This is a genomic window from Streptomyces tropicalis (genome assembly GCF_029269835.1).
GTDB lineage: Bacteria > Actinomycetota > Actinomycetes > Streptomycetales > Streptomycetaceae > Streptomyces > Streptomyces tropicalis.
The window spans coordinates 360,527-380,788 of record NZ_JARJBB010000003.1; the positions used below are offsets into that span (position 1 = coordinate 360,527).

Sequence of the window (20,262 nt, forward strand, 5' to 3'; positions counted from 1 at the left end):
CTCCCGGGACGGCCCGGGGGACTCGGACCGGACGGGGCCGGCGGCGGACCCGGGTCCTCCGGAGGGAGTCCCCGGCCCGGCCGGGGCGGGTGGCTCCGGCGGGGTCAGCGCGCGGCGGAACGGACGTTCCACCCCGCGATCACGGGGCGGCCGTGTTCGGTGCCCAGCCGGCACAGGGTGCCCGTGGCCAGCTGGAACAGCGCGCCCTGCGACGGCGGCAGGCCGAGGCGGCGGGCGGTGAGGACGCGCAGGAGATGACCGTGCGCCACGAGCAGCACGACGCCCTCCGTTTCGGCGAACGCGGCGTCCACCTTGGCGAGCATCCGGTCCGCGCGCTCGCCGACCTGCTCCGGTGTCTCCCCGGGGTGGTCCGGCGGGCCGGGCGTCACCCCGTCTGCGAACAGGAACCAGCCGGGCCGGGTGCGCTGGATCTCGACGGTGGTGACGCCCTCGTAGCCGCCGTAGTCCCACTCCCGCAGGTCCGCGTCGATCCGGGCGTCGGGCACGCCGATCAGCTCGGCCGTCTCCCGGGCCCGCTGCGACGGGCTGACGAAGGCGGCACCGATGCGGTGCGAGCGGATCAGCGGCGCGAGCCCGCGCGCCTCCTCGCGGCCGCGTTCCGTCAGCGGGACGTCCGTCCGGCCGGTGTGCCGCCCGGTCCGCGACCACTCGGTCTCGCCGTGCCGGACCAGAAAGAGATCACTCACGTCCTGCCCCTCCTCACCGTGCTCCCCAGCACCGTGGCACACCCCGACCGCCGCCCGCAGAACGGACTCGCCCGGACGGCGGCTCCCGCGGATGCCCACCGCAACGGAGGGCCGGGTGCGAGGACGCTCCCGGCATGACGGAGGGCCCCGGCACGGCAAAGGGCCCGCCGGAACACCGGCGGGCCCTCCCCGGACGCTGCGGTCAGGCGCCCGGCGGCACCCGGGAGGGCCGCCCGGACCCGCGGGTCAGGGCGTACCCGCCGACACCGGCGAGCGCGGCCAGCGCGCCGCCGAGCGCGGTCCACACCCAGCGGTCGGACCACCAGCCGGAGGACCAGCCGCCGTCCGGCTCCACCGCCGACAGGACCGCCGACTCGGACGAACCCTCCTGGTGCTGCCGGGAGGTGACGGCGATGCCCGGCACCAGCGGCTCGGCCAGCGAGCCGTCCACGGCGGCCGCGCCGCCGACGTCCTTGCTGTCGACGCGCACCTCGGCACCGACCGGCTGACCGAGGTCGGACGGCTGCAGGCCGACGACCGTCAGCCGGACGTAGTACGTCCCCGGCAGCGGGTCGTCGGCCCACGGCTCCGACCAGGCGCGCACCGTGCGCAGCGTGCACGCGAGGTCCACGGAGGCGCTGCCCGCGTCGGCGGTGCGGGTCTGGGCGCCGTACTGGCACGCCTGGCGGCGGCGCAGACCGTCGTACACGTCGACCTGCCAGGTCTGGGCCGCGTGGGTGGCGGGCAGTTTGACGGTCGCCCGCACGGTCGGGCGCACACCGGCGTCGGCGGCGAACGACCAGTACAGGTAGTCGCCGGTCGAGCCGTTCGCGGTGGCCCGCTGCCCCGGCTCGATCCCCGTCGCCGTACGGAAGGAGGTGCCCGCCTGCGTCGGGGCGCCGCCGTCGCCGGAGGGGCTCGCCGAGGGCGAGGGGTCGGCCGCGGCGGGAGCCGCGGCCAGACCGACCGCCAGCAGGGCCGTGCTCAGCACATGTGTGAAGCGCATCAGTTCGTCCTCCAGACCGCGACCCGCCAGCGTGACAGCCAGCCCCACAGCAGACCGGCGACGAAGCCGGTGAGCACCAGCACGCCGAGCAGCCACCAGCCGCGGCCCAGCCCGAAGGCGGCCACGTCGTGGGCCGGGCTCGGCGCGTCCACCACGTCCACGGTCAGTTCCAGCGGCAGACCCGGCGCGGTCCTGACCCCGGCGGCCGCCGAGAAGGAGTGGGTGACCTGCAGGCACACGGTCTCGGCCGGGGCGTTGTCGTCGTCGGCCGCCGGCTTGGGGTAGCGCAGGCCGGTGGAGACCACGTCCGTACGGCCGTTGCCCTCGGCCTCGCCGCGCACGATCTCCCGGCCGTGCAGCGTCACGGCGCGCAGCAGCACCCCGTAGGCCGGATTCACGGCCCGGTCGGCCGCCACGCTCACCGAGGTCCGCAGCTCCTTGCCGGGCGGGACGTCCACGCGGTACCAGCGCTGCTGCCCGAACTCCTCCCGGTCCGTGTACAGACCGGACTTCAGGGCCGGCGCGCCGGTGCACTCGGCGGCGCCCTGCGTCGCGACCGGGGTCACCACCGGGTCGGCCGCCCGGTGCACCAACTGGCCCACACGGTCGGTGAGTTCCTCCTTGTGCCGTACGGAGGTGTAGGTGCCGCCGGTGGCGTCCGCGATGCAGCTGAGCTGGTCGCGGGTCCTGGCGTCGGGGACCAGGCCGAGGGTGTCGATGGTCAGGCCGATGCCCTTGGCGGCTATCTCGCGCGCCACCTCGCACGGGTCCAGCGGCTGGCAGGTGTCCTCGCCGTCGCTGATCAGGACGATGCGGCGGGTTCCGCCACCGCCCTGGAGGTCGGTGGCCGCCTTCATCAGCGCGGGTCCGATCGGCGTCCAGCCGGTCGGCGCCAGCGTGGCGACCGCGGTCTTGGCCCCGGTGCGGTCCAGCGGGCCGACCGGGTAGAGCTGTGCGGTGTCCTTGCAGCCCGTCCGCCGGTCGTTCCCGCGGTAGTTGGCACCGAGCGTGCGGATGCCGAGCTGGACCTCCTGGGGCGTGGCGTCGAGCACCTCGTCGAAGGCCTGCTTGGCCGCGGCCATCCGGGTACCGCCGTCGATGTCCCGCGTGCGCATGGAACCGCTGACGTCCAGGACGAGTTCGACCTTCGGGTCCGGCCGGTCGCCGGTGTCGTCGGCGGCGGCGCCGGCAGGGAGGGCCAGCCCGGCCGCCAGGGCGGCGAGCAGAGCACAGACCCCTGCCGCCAGCCGTTGTCTTGTGATCATCGGCGGATCCTATTGACCGGACGGACCGGGATCCAAAACGAGCGGGTTCGGAAGCTCGGCCCACTGGTCTCCCGGAGTTCCGGGTGACAGCCGCATCAGCGTCAGCGCCTTCGCGGGTACAGGGCGTTCGCGCAGTGCCGCCAGGTCGTCGGTGGGCTCCGCGGCCGCCGTCGCGGCCGCCAGCGCCGTCCCCAGCGCCCCCGCCGAGCCCGCCGCTCCGGCCAGCGCGCCCGCGACCAGCGAGCCGAACAACTTCCGCCGCAGCGCGACCGGATCGTCGGTGAGGATGCGTGCGGGCAGATCGGGCACCGGGATGCCGTGGCGGGCCAGCCGGGACGGCGAGACGCGGACGTCGGCCAGGTCCCGGTACACCAGCCGCAGCGGAGTGCCCGACGCGTCCAGCACCACCAGGAGGTTCTGCCCGTGCGCCTCCAGGGCCACGCCGAGGTCCAGCAGTCGCAGTCCCGCGGTCAGGGCCAGCCGGGCGAACCCGTCCAGCCACCCGGGCGAGCGGGGCAGGCCGGTGGTGGCCAGGGCCGCGACCGGCAGCACCCGCTCCCCGGGCGCCGCGTACGCCTGCGGGGACTCGCGCCGGACGGCCGCCAGGTCGGGGGAGTGCGCGGTCGCCGCGGACAGGGTGCGGGTGATGTGCAGCAGGCCCCCGGTGCGGGCCGCGAGGTCCTCCGCGAAGTCCGACAGCACCGCCGACGCGGCCACCGAGGCGACCGAGATGTCCCGCACCGACGACGTCAGCCGGGCGCTGAGCGCGGTCTTGACGTGCGGACCGTCCGGCAGGGCCAGGGTGCGCAGCGCCATCAGCGGATGCGCCGCCGGGCCGCCCGAGACCGGTGCGTCCTTGAGGACGTGAGCAGCCTGCCAGGGATGCACCGGGATCAGCAGCCGCCCGCCGTCCCGGAGTTCCGCCGGCCAGACCCCGGTCACCAGGCACTCCTCCGCCGGCACCGGCACCAGGCCCAGCTCCACCACCGGCCGGTGCTCCGGCGCGTACGCCAGTTGCTCCGCCACCGAGAAACCCGGCCGGGAACGGCAGTTGGGGTGAAAAGGATGGCCGTCGACCACGCGCTGCTCCCACTCCCAGTCCGCGCTCGGCCACTCTTTCGGGTGAGTCGCCTCCGGGGCGGCCCGGTTGGCCCGGGACAGCGCCAACGAGGCGACGCTGTGCCCGAGTTCGCCAGCCAGCGCAGCACTGTGCGGCACCCCGAGGTCCACCGTCAGGCGCACGGGATCGGCGTACGCCGTGCCGTCGAGGTCGAGGACGGCGACACGGTCGCCGGTGGCGTACGGGTCCGGAACCGGGCCGTGCAGCCGGCGGCCGTCGGCCAGCCGCACGACGAGCCCGTCGCGCACGGGCTCCCGCCCGGCGACCCACGGCAGCGGCTCGTGGGCCAGCGCCCGCCACAGCCGGGTCAGCACGGCCGCCCGGGCACCGGGAAGCTCCTGCGCGTAGCGTGGCACGAGGCCGGGGCGCGTGACGGCCAGCTCCTCGGCGACCTCGGCCTCGGCGGTGGGGGGACGGTGCACGGTCGGGCTCCTCGGCTGCGGACACGGGTCGGGCGTCTCGGCGGCGGGCTCCGGCCGGACATACTGATCACCCTCGCACCGTGTGGACGTATGGAACGAATGGAACGCGTGGAGCTCATGCCCCCCAGCGACGACGTCGGAGCGCGCGCCGACGCGTACGCGGCCGCGCCCCTGCTGAACTGCCTGCTCCGGGAGGTGGCGCAGCCCTGCCCGGACACGGACGGGCGGCGCCGGTACCGGCTGCCCGGCGGGGGCCGGCTGCTGCGGGTGCGCGGGGGGCGGCGCCCCGCGGAACCCGAGGTGTTCGCGGCGGGCGCCTGGCACCGGATCGGCCACACCGAACTGGTCAAGCTGGTGGCCGAGGAACTGCGCCGGCACACCGGCCTGACCAACGACGAGCTGCCCGCCGAGATGATCGACAGCCGGGACGCGGTCGCGGCCCTGCTGGCCGCGCGCGCCACGGCGGCAGCCCCCGCCGACCCGTACCTGCGCTCCGAGCAGGCGCTGGTCACCGGCCACCCCTACCATCCCGCGCCCAAGGCCCGCGGCGGCGGACCCCTCGCCTCCTGGCTGCCCTACGCCCCCGAGGCCCACGCCCGTTTCCCGCTGGCGCTCCTCGGGGTGCGCGAGGACCAGGTCGTCGAGGAGGGCGACACCTCCGCCCTGGACGCCCTCGGCCGGGCCCCGGCCGGCTACCGGCTGCTGCCCGCCCACCCCTGGCAGCTCGACCTCGCCGGCCGCGAGCTGGCCGGAGCCTTCGCGGACGGCCGTCTGCTGCGGCTGGGCTCCACCGCGTGCACGGTCTGGCCGACGGCCGCGGTCCGCACGGTCCACGCCCCCGCGTACGCCCCGGAACAGGCCCCCGGGCGGGACCTGTTCCTCAAGTTCAGCCTCGACGTGCGCATCACCAACGACGTGCGGCGGCTGTGGCGCCGCGATCTGCTGCGGCTGCGCCGCACCGACGCCGCCGTGACCCGTGCCTTCGCCGGGTCCGGCCCGGCGGCCTGGCTGAGCGACCGCGGCTACCGCACGGCCGCCTTCGCCTTCGAGGAACTGGCCGTGCTGGTCCGCGACGGGGTGCGCGACCACGTCCGCCCCGGGGCGACCCCGCTGCTGGCCGCGGCCCTGGCCGAGGGCTTCGACGGCAACCCGCTGGACGGGCCCGCGGACCCGGCGCACTGGTGGGAGGCGTATCTGACGCACGTCGTACCCCCGGTGATCGGCGCCTTCGCCCGGCACGGGGTGGTGCTGGAGGCGCACCTGCAGAACGCGCTGGTCGCGGTCGACGCCGACGGCCTGCCCGTCCAGGCGCTGTTCCGGGACGCCGAGGGCGTGAAACTGCTCCCGGAGGTCTCCCGGGACGCCGGGTGGGAGCGGCTGGTGTACTGCCTCGTCGTGAACCACCTCGCCGAGATCGCCGCCGCCCTCGCCGAGCGCCACCCCGGACTGGACCCGTGGCCCGCCGTCCGCCGCGCACTCACCCGCCACGACCTCCCCGAGATCACCGCCCTCCTCACCGCACCGACCCTCCCCGGCAAGACGAACCTCCTCCTGCGCTGGACGGGTGCGGACGGCGCCGCCGCCCGCTACCTCCCCCTCCCGAACCCCCTGGCCGCGGGCCCGGGGGCCCGGACCGCATCCTGAGAACAGCAGCAGGAGGGCCGGTTCCGGCGCCCCGCCGCCGAATCGGAGTACACGCCGGAGTACCCGCCTCGTCTCGGTGGGGCACCTGTTCGACCGTCACCGATGCGCCCGCTGCCGGTGTGGACGCGGCGGCCGCGCCGGGCATCACACCGGGCCGGTACGCCCGCAGCGGCGCCGGCACGGCTGCGACCGGCCGGCGGGCCGCCGCCGTGCGGTCCGGCCGTACTTCGCCGGGATGGTCTACAACATCGCCCAGCTCAGCTACCGGCAGTCGGTGACCCCGCCGGAGATGATGGGCCGGACGAATGCGGCCGTCCGCTGGGTCGTGTGGGGCACGCTGCCGATCGGCGGCGTCCTCGGCGGGCTGCTCGGCACGCTGATCGGGGTGCGGCCCGCACTCCGGCTGGCGTTCGTCGGCTCCTGGGCGGCCGGCTGGTTCGTGTTCTTCTCCCCCTCCGCCGCCTGCGCGACATCCCCCGACCCGCGCCCGCGTCCGCACCCGTCGTCAGGAGCTGACGGAAGGCGGGGGAGCGAGGCCGACGTCTTCCACGGCACCGCCACCGGCGCCACGATCCCGCCCCGGCGCCGTCCATGATCCGCCGGACGGGCCCCGGCCCGGGCGCGGGGTCGGGCCCGCACCTGGTGCGTCCCGGCCCCGCCGGGCGAGACTGCCGCCTGCTGGACGGCTCGGCCGCGGCTGCCCCGCTGTCACGCTTGGTTACTATGTTCACGTCATGCCGGAAGCTGGAAAGCAACGGATGTACCGCCACTGACGGACGACCGGGGAGGCGGGGAGAACGGGGCCCGGGAAGATGCTGAGAGAGGTCACCGCGACCCGCTACGTCGCGCCCCTGCACTCCGGCGGCTCCGTGCCCGGCGTCGTCGAGGCCGACGACCTCGGCACGTACGTCGTGAAGTTCACCGGCTCCGCGCAGGGGCGCAAGGCGCTGGTCGCCGAGGTGATCGTGGGGGAGCTGGCGCGGGCCCTGGGGCTGCGGGTGCCCGAACTGGTGCTCGCCCACTTCGACCCGCGGCTCGGCGCGCACGAGCCGCACCAGGAGGTGCGCGACCTGCTGGACGCCAGCCCCGGGACGAACCTGGGCATGGACCTCCTCCCCGGGGCGCGCGACTACACCCCCGAGGTCGCGGCGCGCTTCCCGGTGGACGCCCGGGAGGCCGGCCGCATCGTCTGGCTCGACGCCCTCACGGTGAACGTGGACCGCACCGTGCACAGCTCCAACCTCATGGTGTGGCCGACGCTCGGGACCGTGCCGCCGCGGCTGTGGCTCATCGACCACGGGGCCGCCCTGGTCTTCCACCACCGCTGGGACGCCTCCGAGCCCGCGAAGGCGTACGACTTCCGCCACCACGCCCTCGGCCATGCGGCGCCCGACGTCCGGGCCGCCGACGCCGAACTCGCCCCGCGCGTCACCGAGGACCTGCTGCGGAGCGTCACGGCGCGGGTGCCGGACGCCTGGCTGCAGGACGAACCCGGGTTCGCCGGCCCCGGCGAGCTGCGGGAGGCCTACGCCGGATACCTGCTCGCGCGGGCGCGGGCCTCCGCGTCCTGGCTGCCGGACGGCTTCCCGAGCCGGGAGGAACTGGCCGCGGAGGAGGCCCGGCGCACGGACCGGACCCGGCAGCAGCGGCCGGACTGGCTGAAGCAGGTCCCCGACCTGCACGGCAAGCCGTCCGCCGAGCGGGACTGGTCCGCACACCTGGGATGAGGCGCACGCCCCGGCCGGGGCACCGGCCCGCCGGGACCCGGCGGGCCGCAGCGGCGCTCAGCCCCGCAGCTGCTCGTACGCCGGCAGGGTCAGGAAGTCCGCGTAGTCCCCGTCCAGGGCGACCTGGAGCAGCAGGTCGTGGGCCTGCTGCCAGTGGCCCGCGGTGAAGGCCTCGTCGCCGATCTCCCCGCGGACGGCGTCCAGTTCCTCCGCGGCGATCCGGCGGGCGAGCTCCGGCGTGGCCTTCTCGCCGTTCTCGAACTCGACCCCCGCGTTGATCCACTGCCAGATCTGGGAACGGGAGATCTCGGCGGTGGCCGCGTCCTCCATGAGGTTGAAGATGGCGACCGCGCCGAGGCCGCGCAGCCAGGCCTCGATGTAACGGATGCCCACCTGCACGGCGTTGACCAGGCCCGCGTACGTCGGCTTCGCCTCCAGGGAGTCGACGGCGATCAGGTCGGCGGCCTCGACGTGGACGTCCTCACGCAGCCGGTCCTTCTGGTGCGGCCGGTCGCCGAGCACCTTGTCGAAGGACTCCAGCGCGATCGGCACGAGGTCGGGGTGGGCCACCCACGAGCCGTCGAACCCGTCGCCGGCCTCGCGGTCCTTGTCGGCGCGGACCTTCTCGAAGGCGACCTTGTTGACCTCGGCGTCCCGGCGGGAGGGGATGAACGCGGCCATGCCGCCGATGGCGTGCGCGCCCCGCTTGTGGCAGGTGCGGACGAGGAGTTCGGTGTACGCCCGCATGAACGGGGCCGTCATCGTGACCGCGTTGCGGTCCGGCAGGACGAACCTGGGCCCGCCGTCACGGAAGTTCTTCACGATGGAGAACAGGTAGTCCCAGCGGCCGGCGTTCAGGCCGGAGGCGTGGTCGCGCAGCTCGTAGAGGATCTCCTCCATCTCGTAGGCCGCGGTGATGGTCTCGATCAGGACGGTGGCGCGGACGGTGCCCTGCGGGATGCCGACGTAGTCCTGCGCGAACACGAAGACGTCGTTCCACAGGCGCGCCTCCAGATGGGACTCCGTCTTCGGCAGGTAGAAGTACGGGCCCTTGCCGAGGTCGAGCAGGCGCCGGGCGTTGTGGAAGAAGTACAGGCCGAAGTCGACCAGGGAGCCGGGGACCGGTGTCCCGTCGGCGTCGACGAGATGGCGCTCGTCCAGATGCCAGCCGCGCGGGCGCATCACCACCGTGGCCAGCTCGTCGTCGGGGCGCAGGGCGTACGACTTGCCGGACGCCGCGTCGGTGAAGTCGATGGCGCGGGTGTAGGCCGCGATCATGTTGAGCTGACCGAGGACGACGTTCTCCCAGGTCGGGGCCGAGGCGTCCTCGAAGTCGGCGAGCCACACGCGGGCGCCCGAATTGAGGGCGTTGATCGTCATCTTGCGGTCGGTCGGGCCGGTGATCTCCACCCGGCGGTCCTGCAGGGCGGGCGGGGCGGGAGCCACCTTCCAGGAGTCGTCCGCGCGGATCGCGGCCGTCTCCGGGAGGAAGTCGAGGGTGGAGGTGCGGGCGATCTCGGCGCGGCGCTCGGCGCGGCGGGCGAGGAGCTCGTCGCGGCGCGGGGTGAACCGCCGGTGCAGCTCGGCCACGAAGGCGAGTGCCGCGTCGGAGAGGACCTCCTCCTGCCGGGGCAGGGGCTCGGCGTCGACGATGGCCAGCGGGGACGGCGCTGGTGCGGACATGAGCTGTCACTTCCTTCGGGCTTCTTCAGCGGACCACGTGCGTCGCCACCCTGCCGTGGCACGGGATGCCAACCTGCGTGAAGGGGGCATAGCGTGCGCGCGGAGCGGACGGGTGCTTCTGATCAGTGGATACTAGTTTCCTCATGGTGGAAGTCAATGGTCTGTTGATGTCGAGAGTCTCCGGGTGGGGGCGCGGTGGCGCTCGGTGCCACCCCGCTCACACCGGGTGCCCCGCCCCGCTCATTCCAGATGCCGCAGGTCGGCCTCCGTGTCGATGTCGTACGCCCGCGCCACGTCCCCGCACTCCACCAGGGTGATCGCCGACTCGTGCTCCTTCAGGTAGGCGCGCGCACCCCGGTCGCCGGTCGCGGTCGCCGCGATGCCCGGCCAGTGGTCGGCGCCCAGCAGGACGGGATGGCCCCGCACCCCGTCGTAGGCGGCCGCCGCCAGCGAGTCCGCACCGCGTCCGGCGGCACACACCCGGGCCACTGCCTCGGCGCCGACGCCGGGCTGGTCGACGAGCAGCACGAGGGCCGCACGGGCGGCCGTCCGGGCCAGGGAGTCCAGTCCCGCCCGCAGTGAGGACCCCATGCCCTGCTCCCAGTCCGGGTTGTCCACCAGGACGCATCCGGACAGCTCCGCACGCTCCCGCACCGCGTCGGCCCGCGCCCCGAGAACCACGTGGACCGGGCTGCACCCGGCCGCCCGCAGCACCCCCACCGCGTGCTCCACCAGAGGGCGCCCCCGATGGGTGAGCAACGCCTTGGGGCGGCCACCGAGCCGCCGCCCTCCGCCGGCGGCCAGCACCAGGCCCGCGATCTCCGCGCCCGTCTCCCCGCTCTGCTCCTCGCCGGTCCGTCTCATGGGTCCTGCATACCCGAGCCGCCCCCGATCCGTGCTCGATCGTGCGTTTGACCGAGGACTGAATTTCGGTCCGCGTGGTGGCGCGGCCCGCCCGGGGTGGCGTTTACTGGCCCGCGGCCCCCGGCGCCCACCCGGCCGGCAGCGATGCCCGGGCGGGGGCACCGTGTACGCGCGCCGGGGCGTGCGAAGGGGAGGGCCGTGGTGCGCAGCTCGGAGCAGGTGGAGCCCAGGCCGGCGACCGGCGGCACCGACGACCCGAGAACCGCGGAACTGCGCCGCGCCGTCTCCCGGTTGCGCCGCCGCCTCGCGGCCCATCCGGTCGACTTCCCCGACCGCGCGACCGGCGAGGACGAACTCGCCGCCCTCGCCGCGATGACCGGCCACGGGACGCCCGAGGCCGCGCGCCTGCGCCGCAGTCTGCTGCTGGTCGCCGGATCCATCGGCTCGGTCAGCGCCCTGGCCCCCGAGATGGCGGAACTGCGCGCCGCGGTGGAGCTGTTCGGGGCGCCGCGGCGGAGGTGACGGGCGGGCCGGCCGGTGCGCGGCCCGCACAACGGGGCGTACCGCGGCCGACCGCCGCCCGGCTTCCGGCTCGCGGGTCCGTGCACCGAGCGAGGAGGCCGTGCACGCCCGTCCCCGCCGTCGGGTTGCGCTCCGCGCATGTCCCCGCCGGGGGCACCGGCGCGGGCCCGGAGGTCACGCCGGGCGGAGGCCGGTCAGGGGCCGGAGGGTCGTGCTCCGTGGAGTCCGGTCACGGTCCGCTGCGGCGGATCACGCCGCGTTCCGTGGCCGCCGCCACCGCCGCCGTGCGCGACTCCACGCCCAACTTGGCGTAGATGTGCACCAGGTGGGACTTCACCGTGGCCTGGCTCAGGAACAGGCGCTTGCTGATCCGGAGGTTGGACAGCCCCTCCCGGACCAGTTCCAGCACCTCCAGCTCGCGGCGGCTCAGTGCGGCCGCGGGGGTGCGCATCCGGTCCATCAACCGGTGGGCGACCGCGGGCGCGAGGGCCGAGCGGCCGGACGCCGCGGTGCGCACCGCGGCGGCCAGCTCCGCGGGCGGGGCGTCCTTCAGGAGGTAGCCCGCCGCGCCCGCCTCCACCGCGGCGAGGATGTCGGCGTCGGTGTCGTACGTCGTCAGCACCAGGACCCGCGGGGCGTCCGGCCGCGCGGTGATCGCCGCGGTCGCCTCCGCCCCGTGCGCCCCGGTGCCGAACTGCAGGTCCATCAGGACCACGTCCACATCGCCCGCGGCGGCGAGTTCCACCGCCCGCTCCGCCGTCGGCGCCTCACCGGCGATCTCGAAGTCGGGCTCGGCGGACAGCACGGCCCGCAGTCCGGCCCGTACGACGGGGTGGTCGTCCGCCAGCAGCAGCCGGATCGTCATGCCCGTCCCCCGGCCGCCAGGGCCTGCTCCCGGCCCGCCTCCAGGGGCGGGTAGGGCAGCGTGACCGCCACCGCCGTGCCCTCGCCCGGCGCCGACTCCACCGTGAACGTCCCGCCGAGCGTCCGGGCCCGGGAGCGCATCGCGGGCAGCCCGAAGCCGCCGTCCGCCCCGGCGCCGGGGACGGGAGCCCGCTCTGCCCCGGGCACGAAACCGGCGCCGTCGTCGACGACGTCCAGCGCCACCGCCGTGTCCATGAAGCTCAGCGTGATCTCCGCGCGGCCTGCCCGGGCGTGCCGCTGCGTGTTGCCGAGCGCGGACTGGGCGATGCGCAGCAGTGCGACCTCGTAGGGGGTGGGCAGCTCGACCGGTGTGCCGCTCACCGAGAAGCGGACTGCCGGCGGGCCCGCCGCGGCCGCGCACAGCCGCTCCAGCGCGCCCGCCAGGGAGCCGTGCTCCAGGTCCGGCGGGGTGAGCGCGTGCACGAAGCGGCGGGCCTCGGCGAGGTTGTCCTGGGCGGCGGAGCGGGCCTGCTCGATGTGGGCGGCGGCCGGGGACCCGGCGGGCAGCTCGCGCTGGGCGGCCCGCAGCAGCAGCTGGATGCTCGACAGGCCCTGCGCGAGGGTGTCGTGGATCTCCCGGGCCAGCCGCTCCCGCTCGGCCAGGGTGCCCGCCGTGCGCTCGGCGTCCGCGAGGTCGGCCCGGGTGGCGACGAGCTCCTCGATCAGCTCGCGCCGCCGCTCGCTCTCCCGGAACAGCGCCTCGTAGCCGAGGACGGTGGCGACCGCGACGGCGGCGCCGAGCAGCGGGCCGATGCACGCACCAGGAGTGAGCCGCGCCCCGTGCCCGACGAACCCGGCGACGGCCGCCGCGGCGGTCCCGCCGACCGCGGGCAGGCTCCAGCGCACCGGCAGCAGGTGCAGCTGGAGGAAGTACAGCGGGAAGGCGGCCCACAGCGCGTCGGGCGACAGCACCAGCAGGGCCAGCCAGGACACGGTCAGCGCCGCCACCCATCCCGCGGCGGCCCGGCGGGAGCTCCGCACGGCCGGGCTCAGCGCGCCCCACGCGAGCACCGCGCCCGTGCCGAGCGCGGCCGTCACGGCGGCGGGGCCGTCCGCGCGCACCGCGGCGAGCACGAGCAGGCCGGCGAACAGCGCGTACAGGCACAGGCGCAGGGCGACGACGACGGGGGTGTGCGGGCGGAGGTCCATGGCCTGTCCAGCGTAAGCGGACCGCGGCCGGTGCCCGTCAACCGAAAGGTGGAAAGCGGGGTGCGCCCTTCGGACCGGCAGGTGCGTGCCGCCGCCCGATGCCCGGCCGGGGCCGCGCGCCGCAGGGTGGGGTCATGTTCGTCGCATGGAGAGACCTCCGGTTCGCCAAGGGGCGGTTCGCCCTGATGGGAACCGTGGTCGTACTGATCACCCTGCTCGTGGGGCTGCTGTCCGGGCTGACCGCCGGGCTCGCCGGGGAGAACACCTCGGCGGTCCGGGACCTGCCCGCCGACCACCTCGCCTTCGCCGCGCCGCCCGGCGGGCAGCCCGTGTCGTTCACCGGGTCCTCGCTGCCGCCGGGCGCGGTGGAGCGCTGGGCGGCGCGGGCCGCCTGGGCCGAGCCGGTCGCCGTCCGCACCCTCCAGGCGCAGGCCCAGGGCCGGACCGCGGCGGTGTCGGTCTTCGCCGTCCGGCCCGAGTCCGGCATCGCGCCCCGCGGCGTCGCCCCCGGCCGGGCGGTGCTGTCCGTGAAGGCGGCCGCCGCGCTCGGTGCCACCGCCGGTGACCGGGTGCGCCTGGGAGCCGCCGAGTGGACCGTGGCGGCCGTCGCGGGCGGCGCCTCGTACAGTCACACCCCGGTGGTCTGGACGGCGTGGGCCGGCGGCCCGGCCACCGTGATCGCCCTGCGGACGCACGGCGCGGACGTCCCGGCCGCGGACCGCGCGGCCGGCACCCGCACCCTCACCCGGCAGGACGCCCTGAGCGCCATCGGCTCCTACCGCGCCGAGAACGGCTCCCTCCAGTTGATGCGCGGCTTCCTCTTCGCCATCTCCGCGCTGGTGGTCGGGGCCTTCTTCACGGTGTGGACGATCCAGCGGGCGCCCGACATCGCCGTGCTCAAGGCGCTGGGCGCCTCCACCCCGTACCTGCTGCGCGACGCGCTGGGCCAGGCCGTCCTGCTGCTCACCGCGGGGACGCTCGGCGGGACCGGGCTCGCCGTCGCCGCGGGCGCCGCGGTCCGGGGCGGCGACGTGCCCTTCGCCCTGGACCTGCCGACCGTGCTGCTGCCCGCCGCCGTGACCGTCCTGCTGGGCGTGGCCGGCGCCGCCCTGTCCGTACGGCGGATCACCGCCGTCGATCCGCTGACCGCGCTGGGAGGCGTGCGATGAGCCTGTTCCTCGACGACGTCACCCTGACCTACCCGGACGGCGACGGCCGGCTGACCGCCCTGGACCGGGTGGGGCTGGAGGTGCCCGCGGGCACCCTCGGCGCGGTCGTCGGGCCGTCCGGCTCGGGCAAGTCGAGCCTGCTCGCGGTCGCGGCCACGCTGATCACGCCGGACGGCGGGCGGGTCGCCGTGGACGGCGTGCCGACCGCCGGACTGTCGGCAGCCGACCGGGCCGTGCTGCGGCGGCGGAGCATCGGCATCGTCTTCCAGCAGCCGAACCTGCTGCCGTCGCTGACGGCGCTGGAACAGCTGGAGGTGATGGCCCGGCTGGACGGGCGGCGCGCGGCCGCCGGGCGGGCGCGGGAACTGCTCGACGCGGTGGGCCTGGGGGACCGGGCCCACCGGCGCCCGCACCAGCTCTCCGGCGGGCAAAGGCAGCGGGTGAACATCGCCCGCGCGCTGGTGAACGAGCCGTCGGTGCTCCTCGTCGACGAGCCGACCAGCGCCCTCGACCACGAGCGCGGTGCGGCCGTCCTCGACCTCCTGGCCCGGCTGACCCGGGAACGCGGCACGGCGACCGTCCTGGTCACCCACGACCACACCCACCTGGACGCGGCGGACACGGCCCACGAGATGCGCGACGGCCGCCTGACGCCCCTGCGGGTGCGCTCGGGCTGACCCGGGCCCGGGGGCGCCCCGTGCAGCAGCCGGGCCGGTCAATCCGGCCGAGTCGCCCGACTCGACCGGATTGACCGCCCCGGCCGTCCTGCGGCCGGTCCCGCCGGGGCCGGGTGCCGAGCCGGCCCCGCCCGCCGGGTCAGCCCGCCGTGCCCGAGCTCGCCAGGGCGTGGGACAGGTCCACCGCGACCTCCTGGAGCACCGGCACGATCTTCTGCGTCGCGTCCTCGGTGACCCGGCCCGCCGGGCCGGAGATGGAGATCGCGGCGGCGGTGGGGGAGTCGGGCACCGAGACCGCGAGGCAGCGGACGCCCATCTCCTGCTCGTTGTCGTCGAGGGCGTAGCCGAGCCGCCGTACCTCCTCCAGCGCCGCCACGAAACCGTCCGGCGTGGTGATCGTCCGCTCGGTCGCGGCGGGCATCCCGGTGCGGGACAGCAGGGCCCGCACCTCGTCGTCGGGGGTGTGCGCGAGCAGTGCCTTGCCCACCCCGGTGGAGTGCGGCAGGACCCGCCGGCCGACCTCGGTGAACATCCGCATGGAGTGCTTGGACGGCACCTGCGCCACGTAGACGATCTCGTCGCCGTCGAGCAGGGCCATGTTCGCCGTCTCGCCCGTCTCCTCGACCAGGCGCGCCAGATACGGCCGGGCCCAGGTGCCCAGCAGCCGGGAGGCGGACTCGCCGAGGCGGATGAGGCGGGGGCCGAGCGCGTACCGCCGGTTCGGCTGCTGGCGCACATAGCCGCAGACCACGAGCGTGCGCATCAGGCGGTGGATGGTCGGAAGGGGCAGTCCGCTGCTCGCGGAGAGCTCGCTGAGGCCGACCTCGCCGCCCGCGTCCGCCATCCGTTCGAGCAGATCGAAGGCGCGCTCCAGCGACTGGACCCCGCCGCCGGCGGAGGACTTGGCGGAGTCGGTGGTGCTGGCGCGGGACGTCGGCACGGCACGTTCCTTTCGGGACTGGCAAGGGCCAAAGCGTACCCGGGAGCCGGTTGACTCCCTGATCGTGCGGAACTACGTTCTGGTTATTGGAATTCTAATTCCGTCTTGTGGAAACGTCCAGAGCGGGAGCGTCGGTGTCCGGCGCGGGACGCCTCTTGACGGGGTGCGGGCGGCGGGGAAGACTCCTTCAACAGAACGTTGAAGTCCGGTACGTGGGCATGTCTCCCGTTTCCCGGAGCGGTCCGGGCGGTGCACGGCGGCAGAGGAGAGGGGTCGGGGTGTCCGAGGCTGAACTGGTGCTGCGCTCCACACGCGTCATCACACCCGAGGGGACGCGCGCCGCGTCCGTCGCGGTCGCACGGGGCCGGATCACCGCCGTCCTGCCGCACGGCGCCCGGGTACCCACCGGGGCCCGCCTGGAGGACCTCGGCGACGACGTGCTGCTGCCCGGCCTCGTCGACACCCACGTGCACGTCAACGACCCCGGCCGTACCGAGTGGGAGGGCTTCTGGACGGCCACCCGCGCCGCGGCGGCCGGCGGCATCACCACCCTCGTCGACATGCCCCTGAACTCCCTCCCGCCCACCACCACCGTCGGCCACCTGGGCACCAAGCAGGAGGTGGCGCGTGCCAGGGCCCACATCGACGTCGGCTTCTGGGGCGGCGCGCTGCCCGGCAACGTCAAGGACCTCCGCCCGCTGCACGACGCCGGGGTGTTCGGCTTCAAGGCGTTCCTGTCGCCGTCCGGCGTCGAGGAGTTCCCGCACCTCACCCAGGACGAACTGGCCCGCTCGCTGGCCGAGATCGCCGGCTTCGGCGGCCTGCTGATCGTGCACGCCGAGGACCCCCGCCACCTGGACGCGGCCCCGCAGCACGGCGGCCCCCGGTACGCCGACTTCCTCGCCTCCCGCCCGCGCGACGCCGAGAACACCGCGATCGCCGCCCTGATCGAGCAGGCCGAGCGGCTGGACGCCCGGGTGCACGTGCTGCACCTGTCCTCGGCCGACGCCCTGCCGCTGATCGCCGCCGCCAAGGCCGAGGGCGTCCGCCTGACCGTGGAGACCTGCCCGCACTACCTGACCCTGACCGCCGAGGAAGTCCCGGACGGGGCCAGCGAGTTCAAGTGCTGTCCGCCCATCCGCGAGGCCGCCAACCAGGACCTGCTGTGGCAGGCGCTCGCGGACGGCACCGTCGACTGCGTGGTCACCGACCACTCGCCGTCCACGGCCGACCTCAAGACCGGCGACTTCGCCACCGCCTGGGGCGGTATCTCCGGACTCCAGCTGAGCCTGCCCGCGGTGTGGACCGAGGCCCGCCGGCGAGGCCACGGCCTGGAGGACGTCGTCCGCTGGATGTCCACCCGCACCGCCGCCCTCGTCGGCCTCGACCGCAAGGGCGCCATCGAGGCGGGCCGCGACGCCGACTTCGCGGTCCTCGCCCCCGAGGAGACGTTCACCGTCGACCCGGCCGCCCTCCACCACCGCAACCGCGTCACCGCGTACGCGGGCCGCACCCTGCACGGCGTGGTGCGCTCCACCTGGCTGCGCGGCGAGTGCATCGTGGCGGACGGCGACTTCACCGAGCCGAGGGGGAGGCTGCTCACCCGGCCCCGCTGACCGTGCGTCCGCACCCGTACCGTCCCCACCCCCGAAAGGACGACCTGATCACCGTGACGGCCCAGCAGCACGCGGCACCGGCCCGATTCACCGGCGACGCACAGCCCTACGCGGGCGGTGACCCGTACGCGGACTACCGCACCGCCGACTTCCCGTTCACCCACCACGCCGACCTCGCCGACCGGCGCCTCGGCGCGGGCGTCGTGGCCGCCAACGACGAGTTCTTCGCCCAGCGGGAGAACCTGCTGGTGCCCGGGCGCGCCGCCTTCGACCCCGAGCGCTTCGGCCACAAGGGCAAGGTCATGGACGGCTGGGAGACCCGCCGCCGCCGCGGGGCCTCGGCCGGCGAACCCTGGCCCGCCGAGGACGACCACGACTGGGCACTGGTCCGCCTCGGCGCGCCGGGAGTCGTCCACGGCATCGTCGTCGACACCGCCCACTTCCGCGGCAACCACCCGCAGGCCGTGTCCGTCGAGGGCGCGTGCCTGCCGGGCTCCCCGTCCCCCGAGGACCTCCTCGCGCAGGACGTGACGTGGACGCCCCTGGTCCCGCGCACCCCCGTCGGCGGGCACGCGGCCAACGGGTTCGAGGTGGGCGTGCGGCAGCGCTTCACGCACCTGCGCCTCAACCAGCACCCCGACGGCGGCATCGCGCGCCTGCGCGTCCACGGCGAGGTGGTGCCGGATCCGGAGTGGCTCGCCGCGCTCGGCACGTTCGACGTGGTCGCCCTGGAGAACGGCGGCCTGGTCGAGGACGCCTCCGACCGCTTCTACTCGCCCGCCACCAACACCATCCGGCCCGGCCGCTCCCGCACGATGGAGGACGGCTGGGAGACCCGCCGCCGCCGCGACCGCGGCCACGACTGGATCCGCTACCGGCTGTCCGCGCAGGCACGGATCCGCGCCGTCGGCATCGACACGGCGTACCTGAAGGGCAACAGTGCCGGCTGGGCGTCGGTCTCCGTGCGGGACGGGGAGGACGGCGACTGGACGGAGATCCTGCCGCGCACCCGCCTCCAGCCCGACACCGACCACCGCTTCGTGCTGCCCGAGCCCGCCGTCGGCACCCACGCGCGCGTGGACATCTTCCCGGACGGAGGCATCTCCCGGCTGCGCCTGTTCGGCGCGCTCACCGAGGACGGTGCCGCCCGTCTGGCCGCACGGCACCAGGAACTGGGCGGCTGATACCGGGGGTCCCGCCGGGGCGGCCGGAACTCTTCGGCGTGCGTCGCGCGTTGTCCCGGCGTGACCCTTCAGCAAGAGATCGTCGGCAATGCCATGCAGATGGCCGTCGTCAGCCTCCAGCCCGGCCAGACCGTGTACTGCGAGGCGGGCAAGTTCCTGTTCAAGACGGCCAACGTGACCATGGAGACCCGCCTGTCCGGCTCGTCGAACGGCGGGGGGCAGCCCACGGGCGGCGGCAGCGCCGGCGGGATGGGCGGGCTGCTGCGCCAGGCCATGGGCACGGCCATGGCCGTCGGCCAGCGCGCGCTGGCGGGGGAGTCGCTCGCCTTCCAGCACTTCACCGCGCAGGGCGGCCAGGGCACCGTCGGCTTCGCGGGCGTGCTGCCCGGCGAGATGCGCGCGCTCGAACTGGACGGCACGCGCGCGTGGTTCGCGGAGAAGGACGCCTTCGTCGCCGCCGAGTCCACGGTCGACTTCGGCATCGCCTTCGCGGGCGGCCGCACCGGCATGAGCGGCGGCGAGGGCTTCATCCTGGAGAAGTTCACCGGCCACGGCACGGTCGTCATCGCGGGCGCGGGCAATTTCATCGACCTCAACCCCGCGGACTTCGGCGGCCGCATCGAGGTCGACACCGGCTGCGTCGTCGCCTTCGAGGAGGGCATCCAGTACGGCGTCCAGCGCATCGGCGGACTGAACCGGCAGGGCCTGATGAACGCCGTGTTCGGCGGTGAGGGCCTCTCCCTGGCCACCCTGGAGGGCGACGGGCGCGTCATCCTGCAGTCCCTCACCATCGAGGGCCTGGCCAACGCCCTGAAGAAGGCGCAGGGCGGCGACAAGCAGGGACCGGCGGGCGGCCTGTTCTCCACCCACGTGGGCTGAGCGCACGGACGGGCCGGGCGGCCGGGGGCGGTGCGGCCCGCGACCGATGAGCCGCGGGGCCCGGCGGGGTCTTCTTCGGTGACAGCGCACCACGCCACCGGGAAAGAGGCACCGCCATGGGCAAGCTCGTCCTCACCTCCTTCGTCACCCTCGACGGCGTCCACCAGGCCCCCGGCGGCCCCCGGGAGGACCTCTCCGGCGGCTTCACGCAGGGCGGCTGGAGCGTGCCGTACGGGGACGCCGACTTCGGCCGCTTCGTCGCCGGGGTCTTCGGCCGCGCCGGCGCCTTCCTGCTCGGCCGCCGCACCTACGAGATCTTCGCCGGGCACTGGCCGCGGGTGACCGACCCCGCCGACCCGGTCGCCACCCGGCTGAACACCCTCCCGAAGTACGTCGTCTCCACGACCCTGACCGACCCCGAATGGAAGGGCACCGCCGTGCTCGCCGGCGATCCCGCCGAGGAACTCCCGGCTCTCAAGGAGCGCACCGACGGCGAGCTCCAGGTCCACGGCAGCGGCGCCCTCGCCCGCGGGCTGCTCGCCCGGGACCTCGTCGACACGGTGCACCTGGTGACGTTCCCCGTCGTGCTGGGCGCCGGGCGCCGGCTGTTCGCCGACGGCGCCGTCCCCACCGCCTTCACCCACACCGGCGGACACGTCACCGCGGCGGGCGTGTCCATCCAGTCGTACGACCTCGCGGGCCGTGCGCGCTACGGCTCCTACGAGCTTCCCCGGCCGTCCTGACCGGCGGCCGGGCGCCGAAGC

Annotated in this window: 19 protein-coding genes; 10 read left to right on the plus strand and 9 right to left on the minus strand. The window is 75.3% G+C overall.

What is annotated here, in order from left to right:
* Positions 1–104 precede the first annotated feature (104 nt).
* The 4 genes from P3H78_RS08155 to P3H78_RS08170 all read right to left on the minus strand — a co-directional run bounded on the left by P3H78_RS08155 (position 105) and on the right by P3H78_RS08170 (position 4,520).
* Positions 105–707 carry a histidine phosphatase family protein gene (locus tag P3H78_RS08155; protein ID WP_276108154.1) on the minus strand — a complete coding sequence of 201 codons (603 nt, stop codon included), beginning with the start codon at positions 705–707 and terminating at the stop codon, positions 105–107.
* 202 nt (positions 708–909) lie between these two features.
* Positions 910–1,713, minus strand: a complete 804-nt coding sequence (locus P3H78_RS08160) for a hypothetical protein (protein ID WP_276108155.1) — start codon at positions 1,711–1,713, stop codon at positions 910–912.
* Positions 1,713–2,978, minus strand: coding sequence for a VWA domain-containing protein (locus tag P3H78_RS08165; RefSeq protein ID WP_276108156.1), 1,266 nt, complete (start codon positions 2,976–2,978; stop codon positions 1,713–1,715). The genes P3H78_RS08160 and P3H78_RS08165 overlap by 1 nt, the downstream gene beginning before the upstream one ends.
* A 9-nt stretch (positions 2,979–2,987) precedes the next feature.
* Positions 2,988–4,520, minus strand: coding sequence for an IucA/IucC family protein (locus tag P3H78_RS08170; protein ID WP_276108157.1), 1,533 nt, complete (start codon positions 4,518–4,520; stop codon positions 2,988–2,990).
* Between the two features lie 99 nt (positions 4,521–4,619).
* Between P3H78_RS08170 and P3H78_RS08175 the strand changes: the two genes are divergently transcribed.
* The 3 genes from P3H78_RS08175 to P3H78_RS08185 all read left to right on the plus strand — a co-directional run bounded on the left by P3H78_RS08175 (position 4,620) and on the right by P3H78_RS08185 (position 7,891).
* Positions 4,620–6,164 carry an IucA/IucC family protein gene (locus tag P3H78_RS08175; RefSeq protein WP_276108323.1) on the plus strand — a complete coding sequence of 515 codons (1,545 nt, stop codon included), beginning with the start codon at positions 4,620–4,622 and terminating at the stop codon, positions 6,162–6,164.
* A 235-nt stretch (positions 6,165–6,399) separates the two neighbouring features.
* The gene (locus P3H78_RS08180; protein ID WP_276108158.1) at positions 6,400–6,759 is read left to right on the plus strand and encodes a hypothetical protein; all 360 of its coding nucleotides are present in this window, start codon (positions 6,400–6,402) and stop codon (positions 6,757–6,759) included.
* Positions 6,760–6,976: 217 nt separating this feature from the next.
* Positions 6,977–7,891, plus strand: coding sequence for a HipA family kinase (locus P3H78_RS08185; RefSeq protein ID WP_276108159.1), 915 nt, complete (start codon positions 6,977–6,979; stop codon positions 7,889–7,891).
* Positions 7,892–7,948: 57 nt separating this feature from the next.
* On the opposite strand, the gene aceB is transcribed toward P3H78_RS08185, so the two are convergent.
* Positions 7,949–9,574 (minus strand): malate synthase A, encoded by a 1,626-nt coding sequence (gene aceB / locus P3H78_RS08190; RefSeq protein WP_276108160.1) that lies wholly within the window; start codon positions 9,572–9,574, stop codon positions 7,949–7,951.
* Between the two features lie 240 nt (positions 9,575–9,814).
* Positions 9,815–10,438, minus strand: coding sequence for a nucleotidyltransferase family protein (locus P3H78_RS08195; protein WP_276108161.1), 624 nt, complete (start codon positions 10,436–10,438; stop codon positions 9,815–9,817).
* Between the two features lie 198 nt (positions 10,439–10,636).
* Between P3H78_RS08195 and P3H78_RS08200 the strand changes: the two genes are divergently transcribed.
* The gene (locus P3H78_RS08200) at positions 10,637–10,960 is read left to right on the plus strand and encodes a DUF5955 family protein (protein ID WP_276108162.1); all 324 of its coding nucleotides are present in this window, start codon (positions 10,637–10,639) and stop codon (positions 10,958–10,960) included.
* Between the two features lie 229 nt (positions 10,961–11,189).
* Here the strand turns inward: P3H78_RS08200 and P3H78_RS08205 are convergent, their stop codons facing one another.
* Positions 11,190–11,825, minus strand: coding sequence for a response regulator (locus tag P3H78_RS08205; RefSeq protein ID WP_276108163.1), 636 nt, complete (start codon positions 11,823–11,825; stop codon positions 11,190–11,192).
* Positions 11,822–13,033 carry a sensor histidine kinase gene (locus tag P3H78_RS08210; RefSeq protein WP_276108164.1) on the minus strand — a complete coding sequence of 404 codons (1,212 nt, stop codon included), beginning with the start codon at positions 13,031–13,033 and terminating at the stop codon, positions 11,822–11,824. Before P3H78_RS08210 ends, P3H78_RS08205 begins: the two co-directional genes overlap by 4 nt.
* 134 nt (positions 13,034–13,167) lie before the next feature.
* On the opposite strand from P3H78_RS08210, the gene P3H78_RS08215 reads away from it, so the two are divergent.
* Complete coding sequence (locus P3H78_RS08215) at positions 13,168–14,202, plus strand: ABC transporter permease (RefSeq protein ID WP_276108165.1); 1,035 nt, start codon at positions 13,168–13,170, stop codon at positions 14,200–14,202.
* Complete coding sequence (locus tag P3H78_RS08220) at positions 14,199–14,879, plus strand: ABC transporter ATP-binding protein (RefSeq protein WP_276108166.1); 681 nt, start codon at positions 14,199–14,201, stop codon at positions 14,877–14,879. The genes P3H78_RS08215 and P3H78_RS08220 overlap by 4 nt, the downstream gene beginning before the upstream one ends.
* Positions 14,880–15,018: 139 nt before the next feature.
* On the opposite strand, the gene P3H78_RS08225 is transcribed toward P3H78_RS08220, so the two are convergent.
* A complete protein-coding gene (locus tag P3H78_RS08225) occupies positions 15,019–15,819 on the minus strand; it encodes an IclR family transcriptional regulator (protein ID WP_276108167.1) in 801 nt (266 codons plus the stop codon).
* 278 nt (positions 15,820–16,097) lie between these two features.
* Here P3H78_RS08225 and allB point away from each other — a divergent pair, with 278 nt between their 5' ends.
* From allB to P3H78_RS08245, 4 genes are all read left to right on the plus strand, one after another.
* Positions 16,098–17,435, plus strand: a complete 1,338-nt coding sequence (allB, locus tag P3H78_RS08230; protein ID WP_276108168.1) for an allantoinase AllB — start codon at positions 16,098–16,100, stop codon at positions 17,433–17,435.
* Positions 17,436–17,488: 53 nt separating this feature from the next.
* On the plus strand, positions 17,489–18,619 hold the full coding sequence (alc, locus tag P3H78_RS08235) for an allantoicase (RefSeq protein WP_276108169.1): 1,131 nt from the start codon (positions 17,489–17,491) through the stop codon (positions 18,617–18,619).
* A 60-nt stretch (positions 18,620–18,679) separates the two neighbouring features.
* Complete coding sequence (locus P3H78_RS08240; protein WP_276108170.1) at positions 18,680–19,498, plus strand: AIM24 family protein; 819 nt, start codon at positions 18,680–18,682, stop codon at positions 19,496–19,498.
* Positions 19,499–19,614: 116 nt separating this feature from the next.
* A complete protein-coding gene (locus P3H78_RS08245; RefSeq protein WP_276108171.1) occupies positions 19,615–20,241 on the plus strand; it encodes a dihydrofolate reductase family protein in 627 nt (208 codons plus the stop codon).
* Positions 20,242–20,262 lie beyond the last annotated feature (21 nt).

Bases quoted from the DNA above. Each gene is read 5' to 3' on its own strand.
- P3H78_RS08220 (WP_276108166.1), top strand. From the start codon at position 14,199: ATGAGCCTGTTCCTCGACGACGTCACCCTGACCTACCCGGACGGCGAC.
- P3H78_RS08180 (WP_276108158.1), top strand. From the start codon at position 6,400: ATGGTCTACAACATCGCCCAGCTCAGCTACCGGCAGTCGGTGACCCCG.
- P3H78_RS08215 (WP_276108165.1), top strand. From the start codon at position 13,168: ATGTTCGTCGCATGGAGAGACCTCCGGTTCGCCAAGGGGCGGTTCGCC.
- P3H78_RS08175 (WP_276108323.1), top strand. From the start codon at position 4,620: ATGGAACGCGTGGAGCTCATGCCCCCCAGCGACGACGTCGGAGCGCGC.
- P3H78_RS08165 (WP_276108156.1), bottom strand. From the start codon at position 2,978: ATGATCACAAGACAACGGCTGGCGGCAGGGGTCTGTGCTCTGCTCGCC.
- P3H78_RS08160 (WP_276108155.1), bottom strand. From the start codon at position 1,713: ATGCGCTTCACACATGTGCTGAGCACGGCCCTGCTGGCGGTCGGTCTG.
- P3H78_RS08210 (WP_276108164.1), bottom strand. From the start codon at position 13,033: ATGGACCTCCGCCCGCACACCCCCGTCGTCGTCGCCCTGCGCCTGTGC.
- P3H78_RS08185 (WP_276108159.1), top strand. From the start codon at position 6,977: ATGCTGAGAGAGGTCACCGCGACCCGCTACGTCGCGCCCCTGCACTCC.
- P3H78_RS08205 (WP_276108163.1), bottom strand. From the start codon at position 11,825: ATGACGATCCGGCTGCTGCTGGCGGACGACCACCCCGTCGTACGGGCC.
- aceB (WP_276108160.1), bottom strand. From the start codon at position 9,574: ATGTCCGCACCAGCGCCGTCCCCGCTGGCCATCGTCGACGCCGAGCCC.
- P3H78_RS08195 (WP_276108161.1), bottom strand. From the start codon at position 10,438: ATGAGACGGACCGGCGAGGAGCAGAGCGGGGAGACGGGCGCGGAGATC.
- P3H78_RS08245 (WP_276108171.1), top strand. From the start codon at position 19,615: ATGGGCAAGCTCGTCCTCACCTCCTTCGTCACCCTCGACGGCGTCCAC.